Source organism: Streptomyces sp. CC228A (genome assembly GCF_021390935.1).
Taxonomy (GTDB): Bacteria; Actinomycetota; Actinomycetes; order Streptomycetales; family Streptomycetaceae; genus Streptomyces.
In genome coordinates this window covers 146,961-158,580 of sequence record NZ_JAJPUI010000012.1, presented here as the reverse complement: position 1 = coordinate 158,580, position 11,620 = coordinate 146,961, and the positions used below count along the sequence as shown (strand labels likewise).

At 75.1% G+C, this 11,620-nt stretch carries 7 protein-coding genes; 5 read left to right on the top strand and 2 right to left on the bottom strand.

Annotated features, from left to right (window positions below):
* Window positions 1–11: 11 nt before the first annotated feature.
* Window positions 12–548, bottom strand: coding sequence for a cysteine dioxygenase family protein (locus tag L6E17_RS27685; RefSeq protein WP_236243395.1), 537 nt, complete (start codon window positions 546–548; stop codon window positions 12–14).
* A gap of 753 nt (window positions 549–1,301) precedes the next feature.
* Here L6E17_RS27685 and L6E17_RS27680 point away from each other — a divergent pair.
* The 3 genes from L6E17_RS27680 (at window position 1,302) to L6E17_RS27670 (ending at window position 8,195) form a co-directional block, all read left to right on the top strand.
* Complete coding sequence (locus tag L6E17_RS27680; RefSeq protein ID WP_236243394.1) at window positions 1,302–1,565, top strand: WhiB family transcriptional regulator; 264 nt, start codon at window positions 1,302–1,304, stop codon at window positions 1,563–1,565.
* Window positions 1,566–2,700: 1,135 nt separating this feature from the next.
* On the top strand, window positions 2,701–6,564 hold the full coding sequence (locus L6E17_RS27675) for a glycosyltransferase family 2 protein (RefSeq protein WP_236243393.1): 3,864 nt from the start codon (window positions 2,701–2,703) through the stop codon (window positions 6,562–6,564).
* Window positions 6,561–8,195, top strand: a complete 1,635-nt coding sequence (locus L6E17_RS27670; RefSeq protein WP_236243392.1) for a DUF5719 family protein — start codon at window positions 6,561–6,563, stop codon at window positions 8,193–8,195. Before L6E17_RS27675 ends, L6E17_RS27670 begins: the two co-directional genes overlap by 4 nt.
* Window positions 8,196–8,390: 195 nt before the next feature.
* On the opposite strand, the gene L6E17_RS27665 is transcribed toward L6E17_RS27670, so the two are convergent.
* Window positions 8,391–8,861, bottom strand: coding sequence for a metallopeptidase family protein (locus L6E17_RS27665; protein WP_374109165.1), 471 nt, complete (start codon window positions 8,859–8,861; stop codon window positions 8,391–8,393).
* Between the two features lie 308 nt (window positions 8,862–9,169).
* On the opposite strand from L6E17_RS27665, the gene L6E17_RS27660 reads away from it, so the two are divergent.
* Window positions 9,170–9,604, top strand: coding sequence for a DUF3499 domain-containing protein (locus L6E17_RS27660; protein ID WP_236243391.1), 435 nt, complete (start codon window positions 9,170–9,172; stop codon window positions 9,602–9,604).
* A 609-nt stretch (window positions 9,605–10,213) separates the two neighbouring features.
* Window positions 10,214–11,578 carry a phosphomannomutase/phosphoglucomutase gene (locus L6E17_RS27655; RefSeq protein WP_236243390.1) on the top strand — a complete coding sequence of 455 codons (1,365 nt, stop codon included), beginning with the start codon at window positions 10,214–10,216 and terminating at the stop codon, window positions 11,576–11,578.
* Window positions 11,579–11,620: the final 42 nt, after the last annotated feature.

The window sequence follows — 11,620 nt, the reverse complement described above, 5'->3', positions numbered from 1 at the left end:
CGTGCAGTCTGTCAGGCGGACACGACCGCCCGGGTGCTCGGCCCGGAAGTCGCGGCGGCTGCGGCCGCGGACTGCTTCGGGTGCATCGGCATCTCGGTCAGTCCCGGGAAGTAGACGTGCAGGCTGACCGCCGGTTCGAGCGAGTCGTTCACGATCTCGTGCACCTGGCCGGGCGCGAAGACCCTGCCCCACGCCCCGCGCGCGCCTCCGTCGAGCAGGCGTACGCCCCGGTCCGTGTGCTCCGTCAGCTCTCCCTCCAGCACGGTCATCACGCCCGACGACCGGCCGTGGTCGTGGCGCCCGGTGCCCTGGCCGGGCAGCCAGGACAGCAGCCAGACCTCGTAGCCGGGGCCGGTCTCCAGCCGGTGGTACCAGCGGGTGGTGGCGTCGTACGCGACGAGGGGCGCCCACCGGTCCCGGTCGGCCGCGACGGCGCGGGCCAGCGCGGCGAACTCGGCGACGGTGGTGGGGTGCGGCTTGGCCGGCTGGAGGAGGTGCTGGACGGCGAGGATGTCGCCGGCGATCTGGAGGTCGCTGTCGCTGTTCATGGGCTGCGGTGGTTCCTCGGCTGAGAGGTGCGGTGCGGTCGACACCAGGCGAACGAAGATCGACGAGAGGGGGACACGTCCCGCGCGGGTACGGCGGCACGGGGCCGTCCGGGTACGCGGAAGCGGACCGGGCGCGCGGCGGCGCGGAAGGGGGAGAGCGGCTGGAGCCCTACGGCGTCAACAGCAACAGCGGCGGCAGCGACAACAGCTCACGTGGGCGGGCACGTGGACAGCGCGGCGCGACCCACGGTCACCGTGGGTCGCGGAGGGCACTGCGGTCGCTGGCATGCCCCCAAAGTGGCCGACCGCCGTTGCGTCTGTCAACCCGATGGCCGGTTTGGCGGCGATCTTTCACCACATCCGGTTGCACGCTCAGCAGAAAGGTTTGTCCCGGCGGAACCCGGGGACAGGCGGCCGCAGGGTGGCTTCGTGAGGGAGCTGGGAAGGTCCCGTGACCCGACTGTGATCCGGATCGCTTCGCGGTACGGACCGCAACAAGATCGAGTCCGCGTACGTCCTCCCTGACGGAGGCGCCGCGAGCGGAGCCGTCGGGGCGGCAGGAGTCCTGTGTCTCGTTTATGCCGATTTGAACACTTTCTGCATGGCCTTGGTTCCGCAGAGTGAATACCGGGCTCAATAGCAGATCTCGGCTTGACTGCCCCGGAGCCTCACACTTGTAATTTCACTCGTGTCGTTCGGCCGAAAACGGAAACGGCGGCATCACGGGGACGTAATGACCGACGAGGGGCGCACATGACCGAGTTGTTCGAGGAACTGCTGGTCGAGAACGAGGATGAGGAACTCGGCTGGCAGGAGCGCGCGTTGTGCGCCCAGACCGATCCGGAGTCCTTCTTTCCCGAGAAGGGCGGGTCGACCCGCGAGGCGAAGAAGGTGTGCCTCGCCTGCGAAGTGCGATCGGAATGCCTGGAATACGCACTTGCGAATGATGAGCGTTTCGGAATCTGGGGCGGGCTGTCCGAGCGCGAGCGCCGCCGCCTCAAGAAGGCCGCCGTCTGACCCCTTCTGATCACTGTACGTGATCGCCGACCGGGCGACCCCCGTGCGGCTGCAAGCCCCCACGCTGGTGACGGACCGTCATGACGTGCAGGGGCAACGCCCCGAGGGCGGCACCCGGAGCGGGACGGGCTCCCCGCGGGCGCGCACGCCCACTCGGCGTGGAGAAGGTGGGCGTCCACGACGACGCGGGCTCCCCGCGGGCGCACACGCCCAGGGATTCTCGGCGGGTTCCGTGAGATCGCCGTGGAGGGCTCCTTGCGGGCACGCACGCTCGGGGCGGCCCGGCGGGGACCGGCCACCTCTCCGCTCGCACGGGCCCGCACACCGCCGGTCCTCGCGCCACCGCGCCGCGGCAGCCCCCGCCATGACGCGGCGCCGCCCGACCGCCCGTACCCCGGCGCACGACCGCCCGGCCGCCCGAAACCCGGCACCGCGACGGCGCCCACCACTCCCGGGCCTGCGCCTCCCGCTTGACCGCCACCGCCCCCGCCACCGCCACCTCCGCGCTCGCCCGGCGAGCCCGCGGCACGGCGCAGCGAACAGGCAGGCGTCGGCGGCGGCGCCCCTTGGCCCTGTCGCCGCGGGCCCCCGGAGCGGGGTTCTTCCCCGCCGCTCATGCATGCGGCTCCCACGGGGTCAGGCGGGCGCCCGCCGCGGGTCGGCGGGAACCGCTGAGGGGAGGGGCGGCGGGGCGTCGGCGGGCGGTGCACCCCCCTCTTGACACAGTCCGTGCCCATTGCGGCGGCAGTCCGTGCTGACGCAGTCCGTGCCCATGGAGGCAGTCCGTGCCCAGCCTGTCGGCGGGCGGGCGGCATCGGACGGGTGTCGGTAGAGGACCCCAGAGGCGGTGCCCGGCCTGCCGGCGGGCGGGCGCCCGGGTGCCTCGCCGACCTGGCCGGACACGCGAGGGCCCCGCGTGGTCCCCGGACGGGCGGGTGCCGGCGTCCGCGCGAGCGGGGGAGCGGGCGGGCGCGCAGGCCGGCACGGTCTGTCCACAGGTACCGGACCACCCGCGAGCGCGGTCTGTCCACAGGCGGCGGACCGCCACCGTGCCAGCCATTAGTGTGGAGCCCCGTCAGACGCTCCGACGCCCCCGAGCCGGGGGCGCCCCCCTGGCCGGAGGGCCCGTACCCCGATGTCCGCCAACACCGCCGCGTTCTCCTCCGCTCCTGCGCCGCAGCAGCCCGAGTTCCCCCGGCATGTCGTCACCGCGGTGCTCGTCTCCCACGACGGCGCCCGCTGGCTGCCCGACGCCCTCGCCGGGCTCCTCGGCCAGGAGCGTCCGGTGCAGAACGTCGTCGCCGCCGACACCGGCAGCGCCGACGACTCCGCCCGGCTCCTCGGCGATGCCATCGGCGACGACCGCGTCCTGCACCTCGCCCGCCGCACCGGCTTCGGCGCCGCCGTCGACGAGGCGGCCCGCTCCGCGCCCGTCCTCGGCCCCGACGACCTGCCGTACCTGAAGCGGCCCAGCGGCTGGGACCCCGTCAGCCGCACCTGGCGCGACGACGCCTACGACATGCCGGAGCTCCCGCACGGCGAACCCGTCCAGTGGCTGTGGCTGCTCCACGACGACTGCGCCCCCGACCCGGACGCCCTCGCCGAACTGCTCCGCGTCGCCGACTCCGACGCGTACGCCGCGGTCGTCGGCCCCAAGCTGCGCGGCTGGTACGACAAGAAGCAGCTCCTCGAAGTCGGCGTCACCATCGCCCGCAGCGGCCGCCGCTGGACCGGGCTCGACCGCCGCGAACAGGACCAGGGCCAGCACGACCAGATCCGGCCCGTGCTGTCCGTCTCCACCGCCGGCATGCTCATCCGCCGCGACGTGTTCGAGGAACTCGGCGGCTTCGACCGCCGGCTGCCCCTCATGCGCGACGACGTCGACCTGTGCTGGCGCGTCCACGCCGCGGGCCACCGGGTCCTCGTCGCCCCCGACGCCGTCCTGCGCCACGCCGAGGCCGCCTCCCGCGAGCGCCGCACCGTCGACTGCGTCGGCCGCACCGCGTCCAACCCGCACCGCGTCGACAAGGCCGGCGCCGTCTACACCCTGCTCGCCAACACCCGCGGCATCGCCCTGCCGTACGTCTTCGTCCGCCTCGTCCTCGGCACCCTCCTGCGCACCCTGGCCTACCTCGTGGGCAAGGCGCCGGTCCAGGCCGTCGACGAGGTCATGGGCCTCTTCGCCGTCCTCCTGCGCCCCGAACGGATCATCGCCGCCCGCCGCGCCCGCGCCGCCGACGCCGTCGACCCGGCCGAACTGCGGCCGCTGTTCCCGCCGCCCGGCGCCACCGTCCGCGCCGCGGTCGAACAGGCCGCGTCCCACTTCGTCGGCCGCGACACCGACTCCGGCGGCTCCCGCCACGGCGCCGTCGAGTCGGGGCCCGGCGGCGACGACGCCGACTACCTGGAAGTCGAGCAGTTCGCCCGCCTCAAGAAGATCGGCCGCAAGCCGGGCCCGGTCCTCTTCGCGCTGCTCCTCCTGGTCTCCCTTGTCGCCTGCCGCGGCCTGTTCGGCGGCGGCTCCCTCGCCGGCGGCGCCCTCCTGCCCGTCCCCGACACAGTCGGCGACCTCTGGGGCCGCTACGCCGACGCCTGGCACCCCCTCGGCACCGGCGGCACCCAGAGCGCCCCGCCCTACCTGGCGCTGCTCGCCGCCCTCTCCGGGCTGTTCGCCGGCTCCACGGGCCTGGCACTGACCGTCCTCCTGGTCTGCTCCGTCCCCCTCGCCGGCATCACCGCGTACTTCGCGTCCCGCTCCCTCGTGGAGTCCCGCGTCCTGCGCGCCTGGGGAGCCGTCGCCTACGCCTTCCTGCCCGCCGCCACCGGAGCCCTTGCCACCGGCCGCCTCGGCACCGCCGTCCTCGCCGTCCTCCTGCCGCTCGTCGCCCGCGCCGCCGTCGCCGCGTACGGACTGCGCGACGGCGGGCCCGGCGCCCCCCGCGGCTCCTGGCGCGCCACCTGGGCGTACACCTTCCTGCTCACCTTCACCATGGCCTTCACGCCCCTGGTGTGGCCGCTCGCCGTCGTCCTCGGCATCGCCGCGCTCGTCCTGCGCCGCGACGACATCACCGCCTACGGGCTCCGCCTCCTCGCCGTCGCAGGCACCCCGCTGCTCGTCCTCGCCCCCTGGTCACTGGACCTGCTCACCCGCCCCGCCGCCTTCCTCACCGAAGCCGGCGCGGAGCTCGCCACCGGGCCGGCCGGGCCGCTCGACCTCCTCGGCATCAGCCCCGGCGGGCCGCGGACCGTCAGCGGCCTCGTCCTCATCGGCGTCGTCCTCGCCGCGCTGGGCGCCCTGCTGCGCAGCGAACGCCGGTTCGCCGTCCGCACCGCCTGGGCCGTCGCCCTCACCGGTCTGCTCGCCGCCGTGCTCACCAACGGCTCCGGCGACCGGGCCGCCGGCTGGGCCGGGCCCGCCACCCTCGTGTACGGCATCGCCCTCCTCGCCGCCGGCATGGTCGGCGCGGAAGGCGCCCGCAGCCGCGTCGCCGCCCAGAGCTTCGGCTGGCGGCAGCCCGTCGCCGCGCTCGTCGCCCTCGCGGCCGCCGTCGGCCCCCTCGTATCGGCCGCCGCCTGGATGATCGGCGGCGCCGCCGGCCCCCTGGAGCGCCGCGACCCCACCCAGGTGCCGGCCTTCGTCGCGGAGGAGAGCATCACCCGCGACCAGCCCCGCACCCTCGTCCTCGACGGCACGTCCACCGCGAAGGTCGACTACGCCCTGGTGCGCGGCTCCGGCGTCCGCCTCGGCGACGCCGAACTCACCGCCGCCTCAGGCGGCGACCCGCTGCTGGACGAGGTCGTCGCCCACCTCGTCGCCGGCTCCGGCGCCGACCAGACCGCCGAGCTCAGCGGCTTCGCCATCCGCTACGTCCTGGTCCGCGACGGCGCGCCCCGCACCATGAGCCGCGTCCTCGACGCCACCCCCGGCCTCAGCCGGCTCAGCCAGCGCGACGGCAGCGCCCTGTGGCGCGTCGACCGGCAGGTGGCCCGGGCCGTCATCGTCCCCGGCGCCGACGAGCGCGCCGAGGCGGCCGCGGAGCCCCTGCCCGTCGCCTCGGGACCCGTCGAGGCCCACACCGAGATCCCGGCGGGCGGCGCGGGCCGGGTGCTGCGCATCGCGGACCGCGCCGACGACGGCTGGCGGGCCACACTCGACGGCACGCCCCTGAAGAAGACCACCGTCGACGGCTGGGCCCAGGGCTTCGAGCTGCCCGCGCAGGGCGGCCGCCTCGACCTCACCCACGAAGCACCCGTCGGCCGCACGGCCTGGCTGTGGGCCCAGTGCGCCCTGGCCGTCGTCCTGCTGGTCCTCGCCCTGCCGGGGCGGCGCCGCACCGTCGACGACGACCTGCCGGAGGAGGCCGTCGCCCTGCCCGCCCAGGACGCCTCGGGCGACGGCCGCCGCGCCCGCCGCCTGCGCGCCGCCGCCGAGGCGGAGCAGGCGGGCCGGACCCCTGCCGCGGGCACCGGGGGCGACGGCGACCCCGGGGACGTACCCGCGGAGACCGGCGAGGCCCAGTTCCAGGACGCCGACCCGTACGCCATGACCGGCGCCCGGCAGTACGGCGACTGGAACGGCGGCCAGGACCACCAGGACCCGTACGGCGGGCAGTCGTACGACCGGCAGTACCCGCAGTACGGCCACGACCCGTCCGCCGCGTACGGGCAGCAGCCGTACGACGCGCCGCACGGCGAGCAGCAGTACGCCCCGCAGCCCGACCAGGGCCGCGGCGACCAGCAGTACGCCGACCGGACGTACGGCCGCCCCCAGGGCGACGGGACCTACGGGGACACCGGGTACGCGGACTCCCCCTACAGCGAACCGCCCCACAACGACCGGTCCTCCAGCGACCAGCCGTACAGCGACCCCTCCCACGGGGCGACCCGGTACGGGGGGCAGCCGCAGGGCCACGACCCCGGCCCCCAGCCCCCGTACGACCCGTACGACCCGTACGGCCACGAGAACCAGCCGCGTCCCGACGGGAGCAGCCACCAGTGAACCGCAGCACCCTCTCCCTCCTCGCGGCCGCCACCGCCCTCGCCGCCCTCACGGGCCTCGCCGCCGTGGCGGCGCCGGGGGAGGGCGACACCGCCACGGGCACCGCGGCGCCGGCGCTGCTGCCCGTGGAGCGCAGCAGCCTCCTCTGCCCCGCGCCCAGCACCTCGGAGCTCGCGGAGACGACGTACACCTCCTACACCCCGCAGGACGCGAAGGCGGCCGGCGGCGGCAAGACCGGCGGGCAGCAGGGCGAGGAGGCCGGCAAGGCGGAGCTGAAGCCGTCGGCGGCCTCGAAGGACGCCGCGGCCGCCGCGAAGAAGCCGGACGACCCGCAGGACGAGAAGCCGGAGGACCCGGCCGAGCAGCCCGCCGCGGACGGGGAGGACCAGAAGGACCAGCAGGCACGGGCGAAGCGGGACGCCGCCGCGGACAAGGCCGTCCTCACCGCCACGACCCCCGGCACACCGGTCTCCGCGGAGGCCGACGGCGCCGCCGCCCCCGCCCTCGTCGGCCTGGCCTCCGGCCGCCTCGCCCCCGGCTGGACCACCCAGCAGACCACCCTGGTCCCGGCGGGCGGCGCCCGCGGGCTGCTCGGCCTGAGCTGCACCGCACCGGACACGGACTTCTGGTTCCCCGGGGTGTCCACGGCCGAGAACCGCCGCGACTACGTCCACCTCACCAACCCCGACGACACCGCCGCCGTCGTCGACATCGAGCTGTACGGCCCAGAAGGCCCCCTCAAGTCCCAGCTCACCGACGGCGTCGGTGTCCCCGCCCGGTCCAGTGTGCCGGTACTGCTGTCCACCCTCACCGCCGACGCCGCCGCCACCGACGTCACCGCCCACGTCACCACGCGCAGCGGCCGGGTCGGCGCCGCCGTGCAGTCCGCCGTCGACCAGCTCGGCAGCGACTGGCTCACCGCGTCCGCCGGACCCGCCGCCACCCTGGTCCTGCCCGGCATCCCGGCGGACGCCACATCCGTCCAGCTGATCGCGTACGCCCCCGGGGACACCGATGCCGAGCTGAGGATCCAGCTCATGGGCGCCAACGGCACGATCACCCCGGCGGTGCAGCAGACCATCCGCATCAAGTCCGGGATGACGGCCGCCGCCGACCTGAAGGCGCTGACGGGCGGCGAGCCGGGTTCGCTGCTGCTGACACCGGCCCGGCCGAGCCAGGCCACCCCGGTCGTGGCGGCCCTGCGGGTGATCCGCGGCACCGGCGAGAAGCAGGAAGTGGCCTTCCTCCCCGCGAGCGCGCCCGTCGGCGACCGCGCCACCGTGGCGGGCAACACCGCCAAGGGCGCGACCCTGTTCCTCACGGTCCCCGGCAAGGACTCCGCCAAGGTCAAGGTGACGGCGTCCGCGGGGACCGGGGGAGGGACCCCGGCCACGGAGACGTACACGGTCAAGGGCGGCACCACCCAGGCGGTCACCGCCCCCGTCCCGGCAGGGCTGAAGGGCACGTACGCCCTCACGGTCGAAACCGAGTCCGGCGGCCCGGTCCACGCCTCGCGCATGCTGACGCAGACGGAGGACGGGGTGCAGATGTTCACGCTCCAGCCCCTGGCGAACGACGGCTCCCGCGTGGCCGTCCCCCGCGCGGAGCAGGACCTGACGGTCCTGGACTGAGCCCGCGCGGCACCGCGGGCTCCTTCCCCGGGTGCCCGACCTGTGCCCCGGACGTTCGGGTTTCGCGTCGGTCCGGGCGGTGCCTCGGGCGTTCGGGTTTCGCGTCGGTCCGGGCGGTGCCTCGGGCGTTCGGGTTTCGCGTCGGTCCGGGCGGTGCCTCGGGCGTTCGGGTTTCGCGTCGGTCCGGGCGGTGCCTCAGTCCTCGCCGTATCGCGGGTCGACGGACTCCGGGGCCAGCCCGAGCAGCTCCGCCACCTGCTCCACCACGACCTCGTGGACCAGCAGCGCCCGCTCGTCCCGGGTCTTCGCCCGCAGCTCCACCGGCCGCCGGTAGACCACGATCCGCGCCGGCTGGTCGCGCGTGGCCGGGGCCGCACTGCCCAGCGGCACGGAGAAACCGTCCAGCGAGGTCGGCACCTCCAGGACGTGGATGTCCACGTCCGCCAGTTGCGGCCAGCGCCGCTCCAACCGCTCCACCGAGTCCTGCACGAGGTCCCGGAACGTGTCCGCCCGCGTCACGGACAGCGGCACCTGCGGCGGCGCCACGGGGCCGCGCATCCCCCGTCCGTGGCGGTCGCGGCGGCGCGGCCGCGGCTCGGTCGGCCGGGGGTTCCCTCCAGGTGTCCCGCCGGCTGCGGCCGGGGGAGGCACGGCACTGTCCTTCACCTGACGCAGCGTAGCTCTCCCGGGCGCACCGCGTTCACCGCAGCGGCGACCCGGGCGCGCCCGGTCCTCCGACGCGCTGCGCACGGCAACGCCCTTCGCCCGGTGAGTCCGCCCCCGCAGGCGGGTTCGCGCACCGCGGGGGCGGAAAACGGCCGGATGTGCGCAGCACCGGCCCGAGCGCCTCACACGCCTCATCCGCCACACGGCGTAGCCCGCCGCACACCCTTACCGCCTCCGTCGCAGGTCGCGAGGCCCGCCTCGAACACCCATGTGGGGGACATCACACGGCGACACGGCCGAGTGACCTGGTGGAGAGTCGTCGCGGCCCGCTCAAGAGTGCGGTACCGTCCAACGTCGTGAGCCCTGTACGTCGCTGTTCGCGCACCGCGTGCGGCCGCCCTGCCGTCGCGACGCTGACGTACGTCTACGCCGACTCGACCGCGGTCCTCGGCCCGCTCGCCACCTACGCCGAACCCCACTGCTACGACCTGTGCGCCGAGCACAGCGAACGCCTCACCGCGCCCCGCGGCTGGGAGGTCGTCCGGCTCTCCGACGGCTCCGCACCGTCCCGGCCCAGCGGCGACGACCTGGAGGCCCTGGCGAACGCGGTCCGGGAAGCGGCCCGTCCGCAGGAGCGCGCGGCCCAGGCAGGCGGCGGCAAGGCCGGCGGCAGTCGCGGCGGCGACCCGGTGGAGGTGGGCCGCCGCGGCCACCTGCGCGTCCTCCGCTCCCCTGACGCCTGACGCCCTCCGGGTCACCTGCGCCTGGCGCCCGACGCTTGGCCCCTCCGGCTACGCCCGCACTCGGCCCCTGACGCCCTCCGGCTACGCCCGTACCTGGCGCCCGAAGCCCGTGCCCGACATCCGACGCCTGACGTCCTACACCTGCACCTGACGTCTTCAGCCTGCACCTGACGTCCTACACCCACACCTGACGTCTGCCGCCTGCACCCGACGTCTGCCACCTGCACGCGGCGTCCGAGGCCGCCCGCCCCAAGCCGTACCCGCGGCCGCACCGCACTGACGCCTGACGCCTGACGCCTGACGCCGTACGCCCCACGCCCACGCCTCCCGTCCGCTCGCCCCGCCCCGTCCCGGCAGACGGTTCCGTACCTCCCGCCGAGCCCGCAGGTCCCGGGGGCCCGCCCGGGTGCCGCAGGACCGCCCCCGCACGCGGGCCGCAGGAAGGCCGACCGGCGCACGCCCGGGTGTCCGGGCGTGCACGGCGCCACCCCCGTCGCCCGGCACCGCGCGGTTCACGCCACAGTGGCGCAACCCTGACACTCCGTACGCCCCCATTGCACCCCCCGGGTAGGTTGTGTACTCCATACAGGGCTCGCAGGAGGTTGATCAGTGGCTGCTGATCTGTCGCAGATCGTCAAGGCGTACGACGTGCGCGGAGTCGTGCCGGATCAGTGGGACGAGGCGCTCGCCGAGCTGTTCGGTGCCGCCTTCACCCAAGTCACCGGAGCCGACGCGATCGTCGTCGGCCACGACATGCGCCCGTCCTCGCCCGGCCTGACCGCCGCTTTCGCACGCGGCGCCGCCGCCCAGGGCGCGGACATCACCGTCATCGGACTGTGCTCCACCGACCAGCTCTACTTCGCCTCGGGGCACCTCGGCCTGCCGGGCGCGATGTTCACGGCGTCGCACAACCCCGCCCAGTACAACGGCATCAAGATGTGCCGCGCGGGCGCGGCCCCCATCGGCCAGGACAGCGGGCTCGCCGACATCCGGGCGCTCGTCGAGGAGTGGCTGGAGTCGGGCGCCCCGGCCCCGGCGGACACGCCCGGCACCGTCACCGAGCAGGACACCCTCACCGGCTACGCCGACCACCTGAGGTCGCTCGTCGACCTCAGGTCCATCCGGCCGCTGAAGGTCGTCGTCGACGCGGGCAACGGCATGGGCGGCCACACCGTCCCCACCGTCTTCGAGGGGCTGCCCCTCACCCTCGTCCCGATGTACTTCGAGCTGGACGGCACGTTCCCCAACCACGAGGCGAACCCGCTCGACCCCGCCAACATCGTGGACCTCCAGGCCCGCGTCCGCGCCGAGGGCGCCGACCTCGGTCTCGCCTTCGACGGCGACGCCGACCGTTGCTTCGTGGTCGACGAGCGCGGCGAACCGGTCTCGCCGTCCGCCATCACCGCCCTCGTCGCCGCCCGCGAGCTCGCCAAGCACCCCGGCGGCACGGTCATCCACAACCTGATCACGTCGTCGTGCGTGCCGGAGGTCGTCCGCGAGAACGGCGGCATCCCCGTCCGCACCCGCGTCGGCCACTCCTTCATCAAGGCCGAGATGGCCCGCACGGGCGCCATCTTCGGCGGCGAGCACTCGGCGCACTACTACTTCCGCGACTTCTGGAACGCCGACACGGGCATGCTCGCCGCCCTCCACGTCCTCGCCGCCCTCGGCGGCCAGGAGGGCCCGCTGTCGGAGCTCGTCGCCTCGTACGACCGCTACGCGGCCTCCGGCGAGATCAACTCGAAGGTGGACGACCAGACCGCCCGCACCGACGCCGTCCGCGCGGCCTTCGGATCCCGCGACGGTGTCACCACCGACGAGATGGACGGGCTGACCGTCAACGGCGACGGCTGGTGGTTCAACCTCCGCCCCTCCAACACCGAGCCCCTCCTCCGCCTCAACGTCGAGGCCCAGGACGAAGCCACCATGGCGAAGATCCGCGACGAGGTCCTCTCCCTGGTCCGCGGCTCCTGACCCCGTCCGCGTACGCCCCGCCCCACCCGGCGCGGCCCCGCC

Coding starts and splice junctions, on each gene's coding strand:
- L6E17_RS27680 (WP_236243394.1), top strand. CDS start 1,302: ATGACCGAGTTGTTCGAGGAACTGCTGGTCGAGAACGAGGATGAGGAA.
- L6E17_RS27685 (WP_236243395.1), bottom strand. CDS start 548: ATGAACAGCGACAGCGACCTCCAGATCGCCGGCGACATCCTCGCCGTC.
- L6E17_RS27675 (WP_236243393.1), top strand. CDS start 2,701: ATGTCCGCCAACACCGCCGCGTTCTCCTCCGCTCCTGCGCCGCAGCAG.